Annotated in this window: 14 protein-coding genes and 5 pseudogenes; 14 read left to right on the top strand and 5 right to left on the bottom strand. The window is 58.3% G+C overall.

Features of this window, described 5'->3' with window-relative positions; genetic code table 11:
• Nucleotides 1-152: 152 nt before the first annotated feature.
• The 7 genes and pseudogenes from X743_RS150050 to istB all read left to right on the top strand — a co-directional run.
• Nucleotides 153-515, top strand: a pseudogene (locus X743_RS150050) (helix-turn-helix domain-containing protein); the annotation flags it as partial.
• Between the two features lie 127 nt (nucleotides 516-642).
• Nucleotides 643-1620, top strand: coding sequence for a tyrosine-type recombinase/integrase (locus tag X743_RS01000000169185; protein WP_023766836.1), 978 nt, complete (start codon nucleotides 643-645; stop codon nucleotides 1618-1620).
• On the top strand, nucleotides 1596-1865 hold the full coding sequence (locus X743_RS1000000173975; RefSeq protein WP_280801307.1) for a tyrosine-type recombinase/integrase: 270 nt from the start codon (nucleotides 1596-1598) through the stop codon (nucleotides 1863-1865). The genes X743_RS01000000169185 and X743_RS1000000173975 overlap by 25 nt, the downstream gene beginning before the upstream one ends.
• Nucleotides 1862-2806, top strand: coding sequence for a tyrosine-type recombinase/integrase (locus tag X743_RS150055; protein ID WP_023766834.1), 945 nt, complete (start codon nucleotides 1862-1864; stop codon nucleotides 2804-2806). Before X743_RS1000000173975 ends, X743_RS150055 begins: the two co-directional genes overlap by 4 nt.
• Nucleotides 2751-3671: pseudogene (locus X743_RS150060) on the top strand (tyrosine-type recombinase/integrase); the annotation flags it as partial. The gene X743_RS150055 and the pseudogene X743_RS150060, both read left to right, overlap by 56 nt.
• 105 nt (nucleotides 3672-3776) lie before the next feature.
• Nucleotides 3777-5181, top strand: a pseudogene (gene istA, locus X743_RS1000000170885) (IS21 family transposase); the annotation flags it as partial.
• A 16-nt stretch (nucleotides 5182-5197) separates the two neighbouring features.
• Nucleotides 5198-5938 carry an IS21-like element helper ATPase IstB gene (istB, locus tag X743_RS150065; RefSeq protein WP_023766830.1) on the top strand — a complete coding sequence of 247 codons (741 nt, stop codon included), beginning with the start codon at nucleotides 5198-5200 and terminating at the stop codon, nucleotides 5936-5938.
• Nucleotides 5939-6787: 849 nt separating this feature from the next.
• Here istB and X743_RS150070 read toward each other — a convergent pair.
• The 3 genes from X743_RS150070 to X743_RS150080 form a co-directional block, all read right to left on the bottom strand.
• A complete protein-coding gene (locus tag X743_RS150070; protein WP_023766829.1) occupies nucleotides 6788-7165 on the bottom strand; it encodes a hypothetical protein in 378 nt (125 codons plus the stop codon).
• 24 nt (nucleotides 7166-7189) lie between these two features.
• A complete protein-coding gene (locus X743_RS150075; RefSeq protein WP_023766828.1) occupies nucleotides 7190-8449 on the bottom strand; it encodes a hypothetical protein in 1260 nt (419 codons plus the stop codon).
• Nucleotides 8450-8531: 82 nt separating this feature from the next.
• On the bottom strand, nucleotides 8532-9494 hold the full coding sequence (locus tag X743_RS150080) for a KpsF/GutQ family sugar-phosphate isomerase (RefSeq protein WP_023766827.1): 963 nt from the start codon (nucleotides 9492-9494) through the stop codon (nucleotides 8532-8534).
• 424 nt (nucleotides 9495-9918) lie between these two features.
• Between X743_RS150080 and X743_RS1000000170880 the strand changes: the two are divergent.
• Nucleotides 9919-10745: pseudogene (locus X743_RS1000000170880) on the top strand (IS5 family transposase).
• 302 nt (nucleotides 10746-11047) lie between these two features.
• On the opposite strand, the gene X743_RS1000000170875 reads toward X743_RS1000000170880, so the two are convergent.
• Entirely contained in the window at nucleotides 11048-12058 is a 1011-nt protein-coding gene (locus tag X743_RS1000000170875) for a zinc-binding dehydrogenase (protein ID WP_084555556.1), read from the bottom strand.
• 429 nt (nucleotides 12059-12487) lie between these two features.
• Here X743_RS1000000170875 and X743_RS1000000170870 point away from each other — a divergent pair, with 429 nt between their 5' ends.
• The 4 genes from X743_RS1000000170870 (at nucleotide 12488) to X743_RS150100 (ending at nucleotide 17225) form a co-directional block, all read left to right on the top strand.
• Nucleotides 12488-13225, top strand: coding sequence for a CoA transferase (locus tag X743_RS1000000170870; protein WP_198028460.1), 738 nt, complete (start codon nucleotides 12488-12490; stop codon nucleotides 13223-13225).
• A gap of 466 nt (nucleotides 13226-13691) precedes the next feature.
• Complete coding sequence (locus X743_RS150090; protein WP_023766824.1) at nucleotides 13692-14363, top strand: methyltransferase; 672 nt, start codon at nucleotides 13692-13694, stop codon at nucleotides 14361-14363.
• Between the two features lie 938 nt (nucleotides 14364-15301).
• Complete coding sequence (gene kdsA, locus X743_RS150095; RefSeq protein WP_023766823.1) at nucleotides 15302-16147, top strand: 3-deoxy-8-phosphooctulonate synthase; 846 nt, start codon at nucleotides 15302-15304, stop codon at nucleotides 16145-16147.
• A 337-nt stretch (nucleotides 16148-16484) separates the two neighbouring features.
• Entirely contained in the window at nucleotides 16485-17225 is a 741-nt protein-coding gene (locus X743_RS150100; protein ID WP_198028459.1) for a 3-deoxy-manno-octulosonate cytidylyltransferase, read from the top strand.
• 461 nt (nucleotides 17226-17686) lie between these two features.
• Here the strand turns inward: X743_RS150100 and X743_RS01000000169175 are convergent.
• A pseudogene (locus tag X743_RS01000000169175) lies at nucleotides 17687-18122 on the bottom strand (ATP-binding protein); the annotation flags it as partial.
• Nucleotides 18123-18590: 468 nt separating this feature from the next.
• On the opposite strand from X743_RS01000000169175, the gene X743_RS1000000170865 reads away from it, so the two are divergent.
• Together X743_RS1000000170865 and X743_RS1000000170860 are read left to right on the top strand one after the other, a co-directional pair.
• Nucleotides 18591-19247, top strand: a complete 657-nt coding sequence (locus X743_RS1000000170865; protein WP_023766820.1) for a recombinase family protein — start codon at nucleotides 18591-18593, stop codon at nucleotides 19245-19247.
• Complete coding sequence (locus tag X743_RS1000000170860) at nucleotides 19211-20125, top strand: recombinase zinc beta ribbon domain-containing protein (protein WP_156934461.1); 915 nt, start codon at nucleotides 19211-19213, stop codon at nucleotides 20123-20125. Before X743_RS1000000170865 ends, X743_RS1000000170860 begins: the two co-directional genes overlap by 37 nt.
• The last annotated feature ends 105 nt before the right edge of the window (nucleotides 20126-20230 follow it).

Genomic DNA, 20230 nt, shown 5'->3' with positions numbered 1-20230 from the left:
GGAGCGGATTTAACGGTCGGTTCTCGGCTGCGCCGTTCTGGCAGTTTGGCCTCTCNTAAATCCCGGACAGTTTTCGGGAGCGGATTTAACGGTCGGTTCTCGGCTGCGCCGTTCTGGCAGTTTGGCCTCTCACGATGACGTTGAGAGGGGCCATGCCGAGACGGAAGCAAGCGAGACGAACGAGTGTGAGGGATATCCAAGCGATCTTGCGCCTGACCCATGAGCAGGGTCTTTCGGTGCGTGAGGTGTCAGAACGGCTGAAGATCAGCAAGACGACGGTATCGACCTATTTGCTGCGGGCGCGGGAGGCCGGGCTGGCATGCTGGCCGCTGCCGCCCGGCCACGACGAGGCGACGCTTNAGCGGCTGCTGTTTGGCCGTGCCGGTCGTCCGCCGCAAGACCTGAGCGAACCGGACTTTGCGCTGATCGCCAGGGAGTTAAAGCGCAAGGGGGTGACGCTGACGCTGTTGTGGCAGGAGTATCGCGCCGCCCATCCCGACGGCTACGGCTACACCTGTTATGTTGCGGCCAAATTTATGTTGCGGAAGTCCTTTTATTTCTCAGGCGTTTGGCCGTCGTTGGGTTCTTGACGCAACATAACTTAATGGCTGGCTAGCAAGCCTTTTCCAATGGAGGTTTGCTATGGATCAGACGACTGATGCCGGCCACTCGTCGGGCCACCACAATGATGGCGCGCCGTTTGCCGAAGAGCGGAATCGTTACCTTCGCCACTGCGCGGAACGCGGCACCACTCCCTTTTCTCTCAGAACCAAGCGCAGCGAGCTGTTGTGGATTGCCACGCGTCTCGGCCCGGATGCTTCTTCCAAAGGCATCGACATCGAGGCACTTCGACGGATCGCCATTGAGAGGCAACAGGCCCACGGAGCCGTCACCGCGGCGCGAAGAGTGGTCGATATCGGACGACCTTGGCTTCGATTTCTCGGTTGGTGGCGTGAACCGAGTGCCAGATTCGTATATCAGAGCCAACTCGACGAGTATGTGAGGTGGATGCGCGATGAGCGCGGCTTCACAGCGTCCACGCTCGAGCAATGGACGCGTGTGATCGGCAGGTTCCTGCGCTGGTGCGACCAGACAGATCGGCAACTCGGGGATCTTCAGGCCGCAGACATCGACGCTTATTTCGTTACCAAGGCAACGGGACGATGGTCCCGCGTCTCGGTCGCCAACACGGCTTCGGCTCTGCGCGGATTTCTGCGCTACGCAGGAAAGCGGGGAATGTGCGCCGAAAGCCTGGCGGGATCGATTTGCCGTCCCCGGCTATACCGACAGGAATCTCTGCCGTACGCCCCGGACTGGTCAGACGTGCAACGCATGTTGGCCGATGCTGAGACCGACAAGCCGCGGGACATCCGCGATCGTGCAATCCTGCTGCTGCTTGCGGTCTATGGAATGCGCAGTGGGGAAGTAGTGGCATTGCGCCTCGATCAGATCGACTGGGCCGGTCGGACGCTACGGCTTTTCCGTCTGAAGCGCCGCCAGCCACAAATGTATCCGCTCGTCTCGTCTGTTAGGCGCTCGCCCGCTACATTGACACGATACGGCCGTCGTCGGCGTGCCCGGAAGTCTTCCTCTGTATGCAAGCGCCCCGCCGACCGTTGAAGGCGGGGAGCATCTATGATGTCGCGAACCGCAGATTTGTCGCGCTCGGGATCGAAGCGGCCCATCGCGGGGGGCACGCGCTGCGCCATGCCTGCGCCTCTCGGCTTCTTGCCGAAGGTCTGTCGATAAAGGAGATCGGGGACCATTTGGGGCACCGTAGCGCGGCGACAACTAGCATCTACGCCAAGGTGAACTTGGCAGCTCTTCGCGAGGTTGGTGCATTCGACCTGGGAGCGCTGCAATGATGCTGACCGATGTCGTCGACGCTTATCTGACCAAGCAGCGGTCATTGGGCATGCGTTTCGAGTCCGCCGAGGTGCTGCTGCGCAGGTTCTGCCACGTAATGGGCAATCCCGAGATCGGCGAGATTACCCCAGAGACGGTAGCCGCGTTTCTCCAAGGCAGCGGCTCTCTCAGCGCCGCCTGGATGCTGCGCTACAAAGTCCTGAGCGGCTTTTACCGCTTCGCCGTCAGCCGCGGCCATGCGGCGTTCTCGCCACTGCCGACATCATTGCCGAAGCTGCCGCCGCAACAGACCCCGTACGTCTACTCCACCGAAGAGCTACGTCGACTGCTGGACGCGACCTCGATCCTGAAGGTTGGGCACAGTCCTCAGGTGCCGGCAATCTATCGTACCCTTCTCCTGCTGCTTTACGGTAGCGGTATGCGCATCGGCGAGGCGCTTCGCTTGGTCTTGCACGACGTGGACCTGACCGAGCAGATCATCACCGTCCGCGACACGAAGTTCTTCAAAACGCGTCTCGTGCCGATCGGACCAAAGCTCAACTGCGAGCTGGCTGCGCATATCGAACGCCGGCACCTTCTCCCTTTGCCGCGCGGGGAAGAATCCCCGTTGTTCACCACGCGCGATGGCCGGCCGTGGCACTATGTGCGGGTCATTTCCTGGTTCCAGCATGTCCGCCGAGCCGCCGGAATCAGTTGTCCTGTCGGAGAGCTTCGGCCACCACGACTGCACGATATTCGTCACACGGCCGCCGTGCATCGGGTGATTGCCTGGTATCGCTCCGGTCAAGACGTGCAACGGTTGCTCCCGCAACTCGCAACCTACCTTGGCCACATCGATATACGTTCAACGCAGCGCTATCTGCACATGACGCCCGATCTCCTCGATGCAGCCAGCCAGCGCTTTGCGCAATATGCAATGGGGGCCAACCATGAAGGATGAGAGCCTCCTTGGTCCGTGGATCCGTCGTTTCCTGTTGGAGCACCTGGTCGCCGAACGCAATCTTTCCCGCAACACCCAAGCCAGCTACCGCGACACGCTTGCACTGCTGCTGCCGTTTGCAAGCAAGCAGGGAGGTCGTGCAATCGATCGTATGACGGTGGAAGAGCTGACACCGGCGATCGTCCGCAAATTCCTGGACCATGTGGAACGTGATCGCCAATGCAGCGAAGCAACCCGTAACCAACGGCTTGCGACCATTCATTCGCTGGCACGCTTCATCGGCATGCGTTCGCCAGTCCACCTGGCCTGGTGTTCCGAGTTAAGGGCAGTACCATTCAAGAAGACGGCAAAGGCCGCGATCGGCTATCTCGAAAAGGCTGAGATGGATGCGCTCCTCGGTCAACCCGACAGGCGTACGAGTCTTGGGGCGCGCGACCATGCCCTGCTGCTATTCCTGTACAACAGCGGTGCGCGCGCCGATGAGGCAGCAAAGTTGACGGTCGGCAATCTTCAGCTGGGCGGGTCTCCGTCCGTGCGCCTTCATGGCAAGGGAAACAAGATCCGGACCTGCCCATTGTGGCCAGCGACGGCGCTATCGCTGGCTCGCCTCGTGACCGATCGGGATAGCAGCGATGCAGTCTTTCTGGGGCGGATGAAGGAACCTTTGACACGGTTCGGAATACACCGCGTCGTGACGCGATATGCAGCCATGGCGAGCAAAAACGTGCCGACCCTGGCCACGAAGCGCGTCAGCCCCCATACGATTCGGCACACGACAGCCGTCCACCTCCTGCGTGCCGGCGTCGATATCAACACGATCCGCGCCTGGCTCGGCCATGTGTCGTTGGACACCACGCACATCTACGCCGAGGTTGATCTGGAAATGAAGGCCAAGGCGTTGGCCAAGGTCGACATCAGCGGTTTGAAAGAGCCCCCGCGGCAGCGATCTCTGCCGTCATTGATGGCATTCCTGAGGGCCCTGTAGCGAACCACCGTCGCCGTTCTTGTTATGTGGCGGCTTGGGCCAAGGAAATCACCGAGATCCTTGGCTCATCCCCCTGCGGCCACAACATAAATTTGGCCGCAACATAACAAGTGATATGTTCAGCATAACACTTCACTTGGTTCTGCGAGCACTTCGCCGCTTTCGAGCGCCGGACGAGCGCCACATTCCGCAACCGGCATGCGGCGGNACACTTGGTTCTGCGAGCACTTCGCCGCTTTCGAGCGCCGGACGAGCGCCACATTCCGCAACCGGCATGCGGCGGGCGCGGTGATGCAGACGGACTATGCCGGGCAGACGGTGCCGGTGATGGATCCGGCGACCGGCGCCATTTACCCGGCGCAGATTTTTGTCGCGGTGCTGGGTGCCTCCAATCTGACCTTCGCCTTTGCCAGCTCCAGCCAAAAGCTGCCGGACTGGATCGAGGGCCAGGTGCGAGCGCTCGCCTTCTTCGGCGGTGTCACCAGAGCGATCGTATGCGACAACCTGAAGGCCGGTGTCGTCAAGGCGCTGTGGTTCGAGCCGACGCTGAACGCGACCTTTGCAGCCATGGCCGAGCATTACGATACCACCATCCTGCCGACCCGAAGCCGGAAGCCGCGCGACAAGGGCAAGGTCGAGGGCGCGGTGCTGATCGTCGAGCGTTGGATTCTGGCACGGCTCAGGAATAGATCCTTCTTCTCGATCGCCGAGCTTGATCGCCGAACTGCTCGAGGATCTGAACAACCGGCCGATGCGCCATGTCGGCCAAAGCCGCCGCGAACTGTTCGAGGAGATCGAGCGGGCCGCCTTGAAGCCGCTGCCGGCAGCACCGTTCGAATACGCCGAGTGGAAGTCGGCGAAGGTGCATCCTGACTACCATGTCGAAGTCGACAAGACCTTCTACTCGGTGCCGCACCGGCTGATCGGGCGCACCGTCGAGGTGCGGCTTACTCNTCGAGTGGTCGAGATCTTCCACGATCACCAGCGTGTCGCCAGCCATGTGCGTCGCTCACAGCGTTCCGGCCATGTCACCGTCAACGAACACATGCCCAAGGCGCACCAGCGCTACGCCAACACCACGCCGGCCAGCCTGATCAGCCGGGCGGCCGGGATCGGCCCCAACGCCGCCATTCTGGTCGAGCGCATGATGCGCGACCGACCGCATCCGGAACAGGGATATCGCTCGGCCATGGGCATCCTGTCGCTGGCGCCGCGCTATGGGCCGGAGCGTCTCAATGCCGCCTGCGAGCGGGCGCTGCTGATCAACGCGATCGCCTACTCCTCCGTCACCGCCATCCTCAAAGCCGGCCTCGACCGGGCCAGCTCCTCAGAACCGGCAAAGCCGACTCCCCAGCACGCCAACATCCGCGGCTCGACCTATTACCAGTGAAGGAAAGGAAGAAAGAATGCTGACGAACCCCACCCTCGACCAGATGCAATCCCTCGGTCTGGCCGGCATGGCTGCCGCCTGGCGCGAACTGGCCGAACGGAACAACGCCAACGAGCTCAGCCGNGCCATACGGGCCGACAAGCGCGTCCGGAACCGGCTCGCCTCAGCCAGGTTGCGCTTTCCCGAAGCCTGCATTGAGGACATCGACTTTGCCGCGCCGCGCGGGCTCGACCGGCGCAGCACCATGGCGCTCGCCCAGGGCGAATGGCTGAAGGCGCATGAGAACCTAATCTTCACCGGCCAGACCGGAACCGGCAAGTCGTGGCTGGCCTGCGCCTTCGGCCGGCAAGCGGCACGGCTCGATCATTCCGTGCTCTATGTGCGCGTGCCGCGCCTGTTCGAGGATTTGGCGCTCGCTCGTCTCGATGGCCGCTTCCCACGCCTCATTGACAAGCTCACCCGCGCGCAACTGCTCATCCTGGATGACTTCGGAACCCACTCCCTCACCGACCAACAGCGCTTCCATCTGTTCGAAATCGTCGAGGAACGCTATCGCCGCAAATCCACCCTGATCACCGCCCAGGTCCCGGTGGCCAGATGGCATGACTTGATCGCAGACCCAACCGTCGCCGACGCCATTCTCGATCGGATCGTGCACAACGCCCACCGCATCGTGCTCCATGGCGACAGCATGCGAAAGCAAAAGGCAGCGCCCCTCTTGACCGGCGCCGAAAACAGCGAAATCAATCATCCATGAACGCAACAAGGCAGCCGAGGACCGTCGCCGCCCCCGACATTAGCGAAATCGCTGTCCGGGAATTAGCGGAACCCCTGTCCGGCTTTTGCGAAATGCGCACCTGGAGATCGCAAGGCCACACTGAGGCACCTTGGCGCTCGCGAAGGAGGCCGGGCGCTGCGAAACCCCGGCCATCTCCGCGCCCGGCCTCCTTCGCTCCAAGCCGGGAGCAAAATGGATGAGGTAACGCTCGAGTCTCGGGGCACGTTACGGGAGGCAATCCGCGCTCTCAACTTGAATGTCGCGCTGCACTCTCCGCCCTTCGCCCGAAGCGATAGCGCTGCAACTCCTTGATATCTGGCGCAGCCTCTCATTCTCCGCACGCGCGGCCAGAAGCATGAAGCTTCGCCTGAAGCGCGTGAGGATCGTGGGGTAGGGCAGCGGCCGCGTGGGTCACGAAGCGAATTCGCCTAGGATTCCAGTGATTTGGCAATGATGCGGTGGTCAGCTCGCCGTCGTTGGAACACGCGTCCCGCGTGTCTCGTGCACCCGTCGTGCCAGTCGAAGCCTTCCAGGAGTGCCTGCAACTGTGCCGCCGTCAGTCGCACGACGCCATCGGTAATGCCGGCCAGCAGAACTTCGCCTCATCCAGCCGCTTGTATCTCACTTGGGAATGCAGACTCTACGAACGCAGTTACGCAATTAGTGCGGATCACGCATCCGTTTCCTCCTCTGTTCTCGCGGCTGCTGCCATGTGTCGGCAGGCGATACAATCGGCATGGCGAACGCCTTTTGCTGCAGGCCGACGATACTGCCGTGTGGTCTGTTCCCCCGAACGGACTGATCTTGCGAGCCCGGATCCAGAAGTTGTCATGGGGAATGGGCGGGCGCTCTTGCGTACTGTCGACTTGCTGGAGCTGGCCAGTCCTGAACATTTAGGAAATCGCCCTCGTCGTCAATGATTGCCTCGCGACTGTCGACAGCCCAATGAGTCCGGCTGCCTTGGAGGGTCAACACGAGGGCAGGTGTCGTGGCGAGCATCCCGGCCGCTCTCAGCACCCGCTCTGTTCCGTTTGTGGCCGGAGTCATCAGCACGTCTCCACCAAAGGTTTGCACATGCTCGGGAATGCGCAAGTCGCGATTAATCATTGTCAAGTCATTGATTCGCGCGAGAGGCTTGCCGAGGAAACGGCGCGAGGCATACCGGGCGGCTATAATGATGGCGATCGGTTTCGAGTTTCTGGGCATGTTCTCCCTCAGAATGCCGAAAGTTCAATAGACGAGATTGCGAAAATCCCTGACGCGATGGAACGTGATCAGGTTTGTATATTGGGGGTCGTGTGCTCCGTCGTCCCCTGATCGGCACAACACAAGAAGATCTTGGCCGTCAATCGCCATGCTCGCGTAGTTCCGAGCGTGCCGCTCCGTCTTTCCCGCAGCCACAAGTCCAGCAAAACACCAATCGATGCAGTTCTTTGAGAAGTTAAGCTGCAGTCTATGACGCTCATTATTTGGCAAATTGTGGCGCTCCTGCGATATGTGGGTGAGGCGCACCATTGAATCCGTTGCCTGAGAACTCAGCAACCAGAAGAGCCGGCTCTCGTCATCATAAAGCAAAAAGAACTTTAAATGACCGCCCGGAAATGGGACGAAAAGGGCCTTTTTACCCGATGGCACAGTCTCAAGTGCCGCAGTCAGATGACCATGACTGTCCTCGACAACTTTCACCAGAGCAGCATAGCCCGTCCCCCCCGTGTTCGTGCGCAAGAAGAGATGCAACGTGCGGTCATCCGGATCATGCCACAAATGTGCGGGATCGCGGAATCGGACTATGTTCGGTTCAAGCCAACCCATGGGCGCACACACTTGTCCCGGTCCGAGCTCGGCCGGGGCTCGGGCCGGCGTGCGATAGAACGGAATTCCAAAGAAATCCAAGTCACCGGAGGAGATTGTTTCGTTAAACGCAGGCGCGTCCGAGATGGACCAGTTGCTGGGATCCAGGAGATCGCAGTCGCTTTTCGCGCGCAAAACTCGCGGTGCCAAACCCGCTGTATTCCATCCCTCGATTGTGAGGTCGCGCCGCTCGTCCAAGGCGAGATAAACGTACCGATCAGAGTAATGCACGTTGCAGGACGACCCGTGCCACTTCATATTCGAAGTCAGAGTAGCCGGTACGCTCCAGGTCTCGCCTTCGTCGTCAGAGGCCGTGATCATGAGGTCTCCCGCATGGCCAAGGATGTAGAGCCGCCCGCCAGCTATAAACGGCCGAGCGTGCCAGAATGGAAACGTGTACCGCTCAGCCCAGACTGAGCCACCATTGTCGGACACGTATACCTTTCCCATTCCGAAGCGCGTGCCGCCGGCCCGAGATCCCTTCGGTCCGAGGAGGTGCCTAACACCGTCGCCGCCGAGATCAAACGTTGCTACGACTCTGCGGCTCGCCGTAACTACAATGCCTGGCGTATAGCAGAAGAGATCTTGTGGCCGCTCGGACCGATAGACGATGTCGAACTCGTCTGCCATCGCATGCATGCTCAGACTCCTACCATGATTCAGACTGCCCTGAAGCAAGCTGGTGCAAAATGATCCCAATTCGTGCAATGCGTATCATTGCTCACGTTGGCCTTAGGACATCTTGGCGGAATATGAGGCCGATGAAGCTCTCCTGCTCATCATAGACTGGGACCAGATCTATTCCGTACCGATGGAAAAGCTGCACGGCCTCATCGAGGGACGCATTTCCGGGAATCCAAGCGGTCGGATGGAGCATGTGCCGCTCAACCGGATCGCTAAGATCAGGAGCCGCTGCAGATTCGACTAAACGACTAATCGCTTCCCCAGTCAGGAGCCCGATGACCCTACCGCTATCACCGACGATAGCGGCGACACCAGTCCTTCGGGGGGCACCGCATATCGACAGGAGCGCTATCGACAAGGGCGTGTTCGGCCTGAGTATTGGAATTGAATCCAATGGCCACATCACCTCACGTACTGTCAACAGCCCCCGTCCCAGGCTACCCGCGGGATGAAGGCGCGCGAAATCGTGCCGTGAGAAACCCCGCCGTTCCTGCGCCAGAAGCGCTAGAGCGTCCCCCACTGCCAGCATTGCCGTCGTCGAGGTGGTGGGAGCCAGACCGAGCGCGCACGCCTCCTCAATTGGGCCGATGTCAAGTATCACGTCGGCAGCCTGTGCCAAAGGCGATGAGGCCCGTCCAGTTATGAGAGCAACGATGACAGATAGCTGTCGAGCGGCGCAGATGAGTTGCATAATTTCGGCAGTTTCGCCAGAATTGGAGAGCGCGAGAATAAGGTCTCCCGGACGGACGCGCCCGAGATCCCCGTGCAAGGCATCGACTGGGTCGAGGGTGATCGATCGGGTGCCGGTCGAAGCAAGAGTTGCTGAAATCTTTTTTCCAACCAGTCGCGACTTGCCGATCCCGCAAACGACGACGACGCCAGGGGAAGTAAGAATGCAGTTTGCGAGCTTGCAGATACTTTGGTCGATCCTGTTGGAAAGGGCTTCCAATGCTGCAGCCTCGTGGCGCAGGATAGCCCGGGCCCGATCAAGCATCAGCATTTCGCTGTCTCTACTGCATGTGTTTAGCTCGATGTCTTGCCGGGTGCAAGAAACGCGTTTGTCGCCTACAATTGCCATTCGATGGCCTTCATACCTGAAACGATGATGGTTACAACTTTAAGTCACCGGTTTCGGGCGTCAATCATTAAATTACAAGAAGTTTGGTTAATCCACGTTTCAGTTCCGTAAATCATTGTAATAATCTGAAATTCCAAGTATATCTTCACCATCCAGATCTTAGCGCACAGTCGAAAGAGTGCTGCTGGCGCAGAATGCTATGCAGGCGCAGCCGTGAATGGCGGTCGCCTCAGTGTCTGTCCGGGCACTTTTTGAATCGGGAGAATCGGTTAGCGGATTTGGGCTTGCGGGGTTGGAATCGGTTTTGATTCCTTATGTGGGCACCGATTCGAGAGGGAAGGTGCCGATGTGGACTGTTGAGAACCGCGCCCGCTACAGACGCGATCACCTGCGCTATCCGAGCGACCTGACGGATGAGGAATGGGCGCTGATCGAGCCGTTGATCCCGCCGGGCAGGCGGGGCGGCGGCAAGCGGCGAGTAGATATGCGCGAGGTGGTCAACGGGCTGACGTATGTGCTGTCGACCGGCTGCCAGTGGCGGGCGATCCCGAAGGATCTGCCGCCGCGCTCGACGGTTTACGACTATTTCGACGTTTGGACGTGGGACCGCACGCTCCACCGCATCCATCATACGCTCTATGTCACCTACCGCGAGCAGGCGGCGGGTGAAGCTTCCCCGACCGCCGCCATCATCGACAGCCAGAGCGTCAAAAGCGCGGAAAAAGGGGGAGTTGCATCGACCCGCATGGCTATGATGCGGGCAAGAAGATCAACGGCAAGAAGCGGCATATTCTCGTCGACACCCAAGGCCTCCTGATGCACGCCCTCGTTCATGCCGCCGACATTCAGACCGCGACGGCGGCTGGTGGTGATGGCGAAGCTGTTCGGGCTCTACCCATTCCTGCTCAATGCCGACGGCGGCTATCAGGGGGCGCAGTTCCAGAAGGGGCTGAAAAAGGTCGTTGCCCAAGTGAATGTGGAGATCGTTGCGGTCGGATCAGGCCAAGGGCTTCGTCGCGCTGCCCCGCACATGGGTCGTTGAGAGAACCTTCGTGTGGCTGGGGCGATGCCGCCGCCTCGCCAAGCTGGGAGTGCCTCAACGCAAAGGCGCTCGCCGTCCTCAAACTCGCTTCCATTCGCCTCATGATTGGAAAACTCTGTAATCCTTCATGAAGTCCCCGGACAAACTCTCAGGTGGGGCACTTTCAACCAGAGCAACTACTGCGACCCAAACTGCGGCCCCCGCATAGGGAACTGCAGGCACTCGCGGTGCTGTGAACCAACTGCCGAAGAGCGTGGTGCGGTAGCTCCGCACGCCAGTTCTGTGGGAACCGGGGGTGACCGCCTCCGGCGCTGATCCGTGAATTTCAAACGAACTAAGGCCACTATTGTGCGATTGATGATTTTCGCGCTTTACATCCGTCCGAAAGGGAAATTGAATGCCTTGTCGGCAATTCGGGGCTGGCAAACGCCGGTCAGTTGTCTGTCGTTGATATAATCTTCTTGTTTGATGAAATCCGTTCGTAATCCGCAAAGACATGCTTTATATCTTTGATGTGGTGAATGCTTACTAAGCTATCATGTTCAATGCTCCATCTATCTTTGATCAAATTCGCCGCTTTAATGAACGTGCTCCTGCGACCATTAAGATGTACGAAATAAAGTGTCGGTTGTTTCCACGGAAGTCTTTCGGGGACGAGGGGTTCATCGGAATGGTACCTACTTACGACGATCAATCTGCCGAGTTTTGCTAATCGAGCACACGCATCTATGAAGCCGTCTGAACTGCCGCTTGCCTCAAAAATTACATCGAACACACGATTATCGGTGCGCTCTAATATTCTGATTCGATCTGGATAGAGGTTCTTCAACGCCGCCATTTTGTGAGGCGCCTTGTCATAGATCCATATCTCACCGTCCAGCGATTCGAGTAGATTGAACGCCAGTAACGTACCAATTCCACCAACGCCAATCACAAGTGCCGCTTCCGAGGCTGGCTTGCATTGAGAAATAGACGTCGCGTTTATGGCAACGGACAGCGGCTCAACCAATGCAGCCAACTGATTAGTTCGGTACCTCGGCATATTGACAAGATATGCGGCATTTATATCTGTAAAAGTGGCGAATCCCCGGTTTGAATAGCAGTTAATGACAGAGTTTGCACATAAATGACTGGCACCTATCCTGCAATAATAGCATGACCCACACCGAAAGTTTGGGTCAATAGCCACAAAGTCTCCAACTCGATAGGAGGTGATCTGCTCTCCAATTGCGATAACGCTGCCACAATGCTCATGACCAAGACTGACCGGATAGCCTTCATCGCGGTGGCCCAAATAGAATGAGCGGTCCGTCCCACAGACCCCGCAGAATTCGATTCTTATCCGTACAAAATCTGGCGGGAGTTCCTCGCTGACTTCGTCGCATTTGAGGACTAAGCGGCGCGGTGAAACGAGGCGCGCTACAGTGTTCCATTTTTCGGCCATATTGCATTTCCTACATCAGGGTCGCTGAAGGTTCTGAAGTGCGTTTCGCGCCATATGTTTCTCCTGCATTGCATCAGAGCTTATGGCTTGATGCGCCATCGCTGTCGGTCTCAGCCGACTTGCGTGCCGCGCGTCAATGCCGTTCGTGGACAGCGAGGTCACTCGCAAGCATTAAAACTAAATAACCGGAAACTGTCTGGACGAATGTGAAACTTCGTTGAAGTTTTCGCTTATGATGTATGAAAGGATCATTTTGAAGGTCTTTGGTTGTCGCGGTTTAATAAAAACGACCGCGCTCGTTCACACGTTTTCACTAACTCTTATCACTACATCACATCAAAAGCCCTAAGGTCTCGCCGTCATGTAGGTGCTGCCCCGAGTGGCGCTGAACAGCGAGTCGCTCAACTGACAAATTGTCGGGAGATTTTCGTGATCGGATCACCACTTGAAGGAGTGAAAGTGCTCTGCTTGACGGAGCACTATCCTGGTCCCCATGCACCGGCGCTCCCAGCGGATCTAGGCGCAGATATCGCTCTTATCGAGAGACCCGGGGGCGGTGATCCTGCCCGCAAGGTCGAAAGCCTGTTTACCTCGCTACGCCGAAATATGCGACGTATTGTTCTTGATTTGGAGTCGTCTGGCGGGCAAAAGCAATTATCTCAGCTGAGTGCGACTGCGGATGTTCTGGTCGAAGGCTGCCGGCCAGGAGTAATGCACAAATTCGGATCGAGTTATAAAGAAGTTAAAGCAAACCGCGGCCTAACATATCTCTCAGTCACCGGCTTCGGTCAAAGTGGCCCGTACCGAGGCGTCCAACGCAAGATCTTTCCTGTCAAGGGTTGGCCGGTGTTCTCTTTTATCAACGTCGGACCGGGGTATCGTTTCAATTACCCGTTGATGATCTCGCTTCAAGCACCTTGGCGGCATTTTGGTGTCGTTTCGGCTATTTTGGCTCGGAAGCGAACGGGGCACGACTGCTACATCGATCTGGCTATGACCCATAGCCTTGTATCGTGGATGACCGCGTATCGCTACGCTGCGCAAAATGGAGGACCAATGGCAGAGGTATATGAGGAAGCAGCCTACGGGATTATTTGTGTGCGCGGACAACAAGATGATTACGCTCAGCATCCCGAGCGAAGATCGCTACTGGAAAACGCTCTGTGAATGTACTGGTTTGGCCCATCTGGCCCTGCATGCCACCGTGACCGCGTTCAGCAAGCTGAGTATCGGGAGCAGCTTGCCGCCACGATCGCCAGCCAGCGGCGAGAGACATGGAAAGGCCGTTTCGAGGCTGCCAAAATCCCTTGGGGATGTGCATGACCTCCACGACGTCCCAACGGATCCACAGTTACGCACACGAGGCCTATTTGTCCGAGTTGAGTCTGAACATTGGGGGTGAATGGCACGTATATCAACCGCTGCGGTTCGACTGCCGCGAAACGGGGGATCAACCTTACAGCCCCTAGGCCGGGTGAGCACACTGGAGAATTTCTATCTTGCAGCGATGGACCGAAGCGAGGAAACGTCCACCTGATACGTGCTGAATGGCGCGATTGGATGAGCAGCCAGGGAAGAGCAGGTTCGCAAAAGCGCCGACGGTACTTGCGCTCAATTTAGCGAGGAACAGAATATGACAGACCTTGACCATATTCGATTAAGGTTACAGTGGAGTCAGGACCATGAATTCCCACTGCGCATTCATTATTCCGGCTTGAAGCTAACTGCGAGTGAAGGCGTGCTATCGCCACTCGAGTTTACGGGATGGCGCTGGTATACGGAGAATTTTCCTCCCTTCGCGGGGAAACGCATTCTGGAAGTAGGGTGCGGTTTCGGCTTACCAGGTCTGTACCTCGCGAAATGTGGCGCGCTGTCTTTGGTGGCTTGCGATATCAATCCAAAGGCGGTCGCGAATACGTTGGAAAACGCTGAAAGAAACGACATCAGGAACGTCGAGGTAATCGAAAGCGATATTTTCAACAACATTCCCTCCGAGAGCAAATTCGATTTCATATTCTGGAACTGCCCATCGGAATTTGCGCCGAAGGATTATCAGTATCGAGACGACCTCGAGCCAGGAGCGATCGATCCGGGTTATGGATTGCTTAGACGGTTTCTGTCCGAGGGGCCTGAGTTCCTCAGTGCCTCGGGCAGCATCCTCTTGGGGTTCCCGCGCGGTCTTCGAGACGATCTCCTATGGGAAATCATTACTGCAAATGATCTCATCTGTGAACTGATCCGCTCCGGCACCCACTCTTATTCGAGCTACAAATACAGGATGTTCTCCATTCGGAGGTCGTCCTGAAGCTCGTGACACTAGGCCACTAGTATTTCGTTAGTATACAGAGGAGAACGGAGCCGTGAGCATCGTCTAGCCCAGCGATATTCATGATCTCTGATCAAAAAAGCGGTAGTCCGGAGCTGAAACGTTGGCCATCTTGTGGTGGTCGTCGCATTTTTTAGCTTCTCCATGTTGGTCGATGTGGCGCCATATGAGTTATGTTGGTGTAGTATTTGCTCCGCTCTCAAGCCCTTGGTTGCTTTTGCGAAGGGCACCAACTCTGTGTGCAAGTCTGAAGATGCAAACGCCTGGTTCCGTAGCACTGTAAGATGATACCGCCTCGGCCATTGCTCCAGGGGCTGCCGCACATTGGACAAGCGCGCTTATTCGCTCTGAGCTAATCATGTTGAAGGATGCAAATGTCAGCGTATAGTCAGAGCTCCGCATCTGTCTTGCTGGGTTATCCTAAGTTGGGGTGCACAGGTCGGCACTACGTCTCGAACACTCGATTCTACGCCTTCGATCTCGTAGCCTTGACGGCCGCGACCTCGGTGGCTGCCGCAGCACATTTGATCGTCGCCCCGGTGGTGCGAATTCGGTCTTCAGGCGGGTCGAAAGGGAGGGGAAGAATGCTTCTGCGAATGGCCTTGAGGCAACTCGACGGCCCGCCGAGAAATGGTGATCGAACTCGTTTGACCCACGACTGGTTTTGGTTTCGACGAAATTGGCGACCCGCTGGCCCTGCAGGCGGCGAGCGGATCGTGCCTGTCTGCAGTGCAATTGCCCGTGCTCCTATCTATGGCTAATCGGCTTGTTGGCACACTTTTCCGAAATCGCGGCACGAGAGCGATGGTTGGGAAAGCGTACTGCAGAGCAGCTGACGTACAACCGGATGGTGCCGTTGCCAGGTCAAACTTTCAACAGCGCCGCTAAGTCAAATAACATCGAAAAGGTAAGCGCTAGTGACAGAGGTTCAGGTCAAAAATCACGTGATCGGCAACAGTCGCCCTATAACGCTGATCGGCGGGCTAAATGTCATCGAGTCTCGGGACCTTGTTATGATCGCGGCAGAAGAATTCGTCAGCGTAACGGCAAATCTTGGCATTCCATTTGTTTTTAAGGCCTCGTTCGACAAGGCGAATCGCTCGTCTATCCGTTCCTTCCGGGGACCGGGACTGGAAAATGGACTCGAGGTGCTACGTGAAGTCAGGGATAAATTTGGTATTCCGGTGATCACCGACATACACGAGCCGTCGCAGGCTGCACCCGTCGCAGAAATCTGTGATGTTCTGCAAATCCCGGCTTTTTTGGCGCGGCAGACCGATTTGATTGCTGCGGCGGCAAAGACAGGCGCCGTCGTCAATGTGAAAAAACCCCAGTTCATGAGTCCTCCACAGGTCCGCAATCTGATCGAAAAGTTTCGCCAATGTGGCAACGAGCAGGTCTTGCTGTGCGAGCGTGGAGCCTGTTTCGGTTATGACAACCTTGTGGTGGATATGCTGGGGATTCGCCTGATGAGGGAGGCAAGCGGTGACGCTCCAATTGTCTTCGACGTGACTCATGCGCTGCAGAACCGCCACGCATCCGCAGACGCTTCCAGCGGCCGACGCAGCCAAGTTGCCGAATTGGGAAGGGCGGGGGTCGCCGTCGGTGTTGCAGGCTTGTTTCTCGAGGCCCACCCCAATCCCGACGAGGCAAAATGCGATGGTCCCAGCGCGCTTCCTCTTAGCCAGCTTCGTCCATTCCTTGAACAGATCAAGGCCGTAGATGACCTCATCAAGGCCATGCCGAAGCTCGACATACCTTGAGCTGGCATTCGAAGCCGCGTCTGTCGGTGAATGGTCGTGTGGCCAGCGGCAATCCCCCGCTCGGCTATCATCTTCTCAAGACCACGCCGCCGCAATCGCCGAACAGGCTGACAAGGAAGGCTCGCCCGGCGCCCGCCGCGGCGCCTTCCTCTGCGAAGGCAGCCTCGAATCTGGCTCTCCTATCTTCCGTGATGTTTCACCACCGGAAACGTGTGACCGCGTTGCAGCGATCCTGTGAATCAGACATGTGTTGGCAATTGCAGATGCGCTCGCACGAGGGCACCTGTTAGGTATCGTAACTGTAGAAGTGCTGGTACGCGAATACGGAGGAGTGCCTGTGCGGCCGATCGTGATCATACCGACTCGGCTTGGTTCTACCAGGCTTCCCGGCAAGGCACTTATGGACATCAATGGCCGGCCGATGATCGCTCATGTCTGGCGGAGGGGCGTTGAAGCGGATATTGGCCCGGTCGTCGTCGCTTGCGGTGACCAGCAGATCGTCGACGTCGTTAGAGATCTCGGCGGTCAAGCAGTATTGACAGATGCTACCCTTCCATCGGGCTCGGACCGCGCGCACGCAGCCTTAGGTCTGGTTGACCCTGATGAGAGGCATGACGTGGCTGTCGTCCTGCAAGGAGACCTGCCGACAATCGATCCAACGGCCATCCAAGCCACACTGGCGCCTCTGGATCGAGACGCGCAGTGTGCGATCGCCACTCTCGCGACGGAGATCGAGGATCCTCTGGAGCTTCAGGCACCGCAAGTGGTAAAAATTGCATTGGCTATTCGGCCCGGCGAAACGATTGGCCGAGCGGTATATTTCAGCCGAATGGTTATCCCTGCCGGCGCGGGGAAACATTACCATCATATCGGCATGTACACTTACCGACGAGAGGCGCTAGCCAGCTATATCAGCTTGCCGCGTGGCGTTCTGGAGCAACGGGAAAACTTGGAACAGCTTCGGGCTATTGAGTTTGGTATGCGCATTGATGCGGTGGTGATCCAGACCGAGCCGTTGGGAGTCGACACGCTTGCGGATCTGGAAAGAGCAAAGGTTCTCCTCACTACGCGCTCGTAGTAAGGCTACTTCCAGATGGCTTTTCAACGCGGGCCGACAGCAGCCCAGCGGTAATGACGCGCAGCGGCCCAGTTCAACCAGGCAACCGAGGGCCGACCCCATCCTACTGTACGCGACTTAGTGAAACTGGACGGGCTGCATCCTCTCCAGTGCGTATTTCGCAAAAACGGGACAGTCGTTCCGCTAAATCGCGGACAGCCCCCCGCATCTCGCCCGGCAGACGCGGCGCCATAAATCGAAGGGGAGGGCGGTCCGGCTGCACCAGCAGATCGAGTGCATCGTTGCGCCGGGCATGACCGCCCTTGACGAGGATGCGTATTCCGACGAAGCCGGCCATCGATTCCGATTTGAAGCCGGCCAGTCATTCCGATTTCATTCCGGCCGGTGTTCCGATTTGAAGCCGGCCATTTTTCGGACTGATCCTGGGTCTCGTTGATGTTTGGATTGGGTTTCGTTTCAGGTCAAGCTTGCGCTGTTTCAGACGCTCTTGGCGAGCGCTGTTTTCGCATGCTTTCACCGGTGAGATCGATGCGATAGGCGTTGTGAACGAGGCGGTCCAGGATGGCATCGGCCAGAGTTGGGTTTGCAATGATCTCGTACCAGCGATCCAGGGGCAGCTGACTGGTGACGATTGTTGATCGGCGTTCGTAGCGGTCTTCAATGATCTCAAGCACATCACGCCGCTGGTCATCATTGAGTTTTTCCGGTCCCCAGTCATCGAGAATGAGAAGGTCGGTTTTGGCAAGTTGCTTGGATCCGGCCATAACGTCCGTCGCCTCTGGCGAGGGCAAGCGTTGCAAACAGCCGGGGAACGCGGTGATAGGCGACGGAGAAGTCTTCGCGGCAGGCCTTGTGGCCGAGAGCGCAGGCCAGCCAGCTCTTGCCCACGCCCGCCGGACTGGGCTCATAATGCCCGTTATCAGGATGGCGAGGCAAAGAAGATTGTCCGTTAGCCTTTCATCCACGTTCGGGCGGGGAGATTTTCGTCACAGGCCGTCAGCGTTATTGCGGTGAGCCGGCCTATGTCGGGCGACAACCGGATGGCAGCCTGCCGCTGATTCCGATCTGGATGACGGAAGAGATCGCCCTGACGATGGCGGTTCGCGAGGCGCCCCGTTTTCCCCTTTCATGCCTGCGCGACCTGCGCCGCGAGGTCGATGCATGTCTACGTTTTCTGCAGAGCGACTCACGCCAGCCCAGGAGACGACCATGCAGCGCAGGCAATGCCGAACCGACCAGCCAGACCTGTTTTCCAAGAAGGCTCCGCCATCGAGTCTTCCAGGCAAGTCCGGGAACGCACCCTCCCGCTGATCGAGACCTTGCTGAGGGAAGCGGTGGTGAGCCAGACGGGACGGGAGGCAGATCATGAAGATCACCGCTGAACATCTCGCGCGCGGTGCCTATGTCTATGTCCGGCAGTCGACGGCCGATCAGCTCGTCAACAATCCCGAGAGCCGGCGACGCCAATATGGCCTTGCCGAGCGAGCGCGGTCCCTTGGCTGGAAAGACGCCATCGTCATCGATGAAGATCTCGGTCGTTCAGGGTCTGGCATCAGCCGTCCGGGCTTTGAGAAGCTTCTGGCGGCGATCTGCGAAGGTCGGGTTGATGCGGTCCTCGCCATTGAGGCCTCCCGGCTGGCCCGCAATGGCCGGGACTGGCATACGCTCATCGAATTTTGCGGCCTTGTCGGAACGCTCATCATCGATGAGGACGGCATCTACGAACCGCGTCATCCCAACGACAGGCTGCTGCTCGGCATGAAGGGCACGATGAGCGAACTGGAGCTTTCGATCCTGCGGGCCCGCTCGATCGAAGCCCTGAAGCAGAAGGCACGACGGGGCGAACTTTTCCTGACGGTGGCGATCGGTTACGTCAAGTCGGGCCGGAACCGGGTCGAGAAAGACCCGGACCTGCGGATCCGCGAGGCGATCGATCTTGTGTTCCGGCGTTTCGACGAACTGCAGAGCATCCGGCAGGTGCATCTGTGGTTGCGCCGCGAGGCATTATGCTCCCTGCCGTAAATTACACGCGCGCGGCGGACAGGGCGATCGTCTGGAAGCTGCCCGTCTACAATACGGTGCACCACATTCTCACCAACCCGATCTACGCCGGCGCCTATGCGTTCGGGCGAACCTGCAGCAAAGTCACCCTAGAGGCCGGACGCAAACGGATTTTGCGTGGGATCAGGCGCGATCGCGCAGACTGGGGGGAGGTCTTGCTCATCGACCATCACGAAGGTTACCTGAGCTGGCACGATTTTGAGAGGAATCAGCGCCTGATCACGGACAATGCCACAAGCAAAGGCCTGGTGCCGCGCGGCGCTCTTCGCCGGGGCGAGTTGCTGCTCGGCGGTCTCTTGCGCTGCGGCCATTGCGGCCGCAAGCTGCATGTCTCCTATTCCGGCAGCAACGGCAATACGGGGCGCTATCATTGCCGCGGAGCGCAGGTCAACCACGGAACCGACCCGTGCATCGGCTTTGGATCGTTGCGGGTCGATCAGGCGGTCAGCGCGGAGGTTCTTCAACGCCTTCAACCGCTCGGCATGGAAGCGGCGATCAAGGCCATCGAGACCTCCACCGTGCAGGCTGGAGAGAAGCGGCGCCATGTGGAGCTCGCACTCGAGCAGGCACGTTATGAAGCCGCCCATGCACGCCGCCAGTATGACGCCGTCGACCCGGACAACCGGCTTGTAGCAGGCGAACTGGAGCGACGCTGGAATGCCGCGCTCGTAGCCGTCCGCGAGCGTCAGGACGAGCTTGACGCGCTCGACCGCCACAAGCCTGAGGCTCTGGGAGAAGAGGAACGGCGGAGCCTGCTAGCATGGGCGCCGATCTCGAACTGGCATGGCATCATGCCAACGCCACCGCCACCACGCGCAAGCGGATCATCCGTGCCGTGATCCGCGAGATTGTCGTCGCCATCGAAGACGACCACATCAAAATGCTGGTGCATTGGCAGGGCGGCGACCATACCGCGCTTTCGGTCAGGAAGAACAAGGCAGGCC

Source organism: Mesorhizobium sp. LNHC232B00, from assembly GCF_000502435.1.
Classification (GTDB): domain Bacteria; phylum Pseudomonadota; class Alphaproteobacteria; order Rhizobiales; family Rhizobiaceae; genus Mesorhizobium; species Mesorhizobium opportunistum.
The sequence above is the reverse complement of the archived record's forward strand: the minus strand, read 5'-3'. Positions and strand labels throughout refer to the sequence as shown.

Bases quoted from the DNA above. Each gene is read 5' to 3' on its own strand.
- X743_RS150075 (WP_023766828.1), bottom strand. From the start codon at position 8,449: ATGCATGCGATGGCAGACGAGTTCGACATCGTCTATCGGTCCGAGCGG.
- X743_RS150055 (WP_023766834.1), top strand. From the start codon at position 1,862: ATGATGCTGACCGATGTCGTCGACGCTTATCTGACCAAGCAGCGGTCA.
- X743_RS01000000169185 (WP_023766836.1), top strand. From the start codon at position 643: ATGGATCAGACGACTGATGCCGGCCACTCGTCGGGCCACCACAATGAT.
- X743_RS150090 (WP_023766824.1), top strand. From the start codon at position 13,692: ATGACAGACCTTGACCATATTCGATTAAGGTTACAGTGGAGTCAGGAC.
- X743_RS150070 (WP_023766829.1), bottom strand. From the start codon at position 7,165: ATGCCCAGAAACTCGAAACCGATCGCCATCATTATAGCCGCCCGGTAT.
- X743_RS1000000173975 (WP_280801307.1), top strand. From the start codon at position 1,596: ATGCAAGCGCCCCGCCGACCGTTGAAGGCGGGGAGCATCTATGATGTC.
- X743_RS150080 (WP_023766827.1), bottom strand. From the start codon at position 9,494: ATGCTGATGCTTGATCGGGCCCGGGCTATCCTGCGCCACGAGGCTGCA.
- X743_RS1000000170875 (WP_084555556.1), bottom strand. From the start codon at position 12,058: ATGGCCGAAAAATGGAACACTGTAGCGCGCCTCGTTTCACCGCGCCGC.
- X743_RS1000000170865 (WP_023766820.1), top strand. From the start codon at position 18,591: ATGAAGATCACCGCTGAACATCTCGCGCGCGGTGCCTATGTCTATGTC.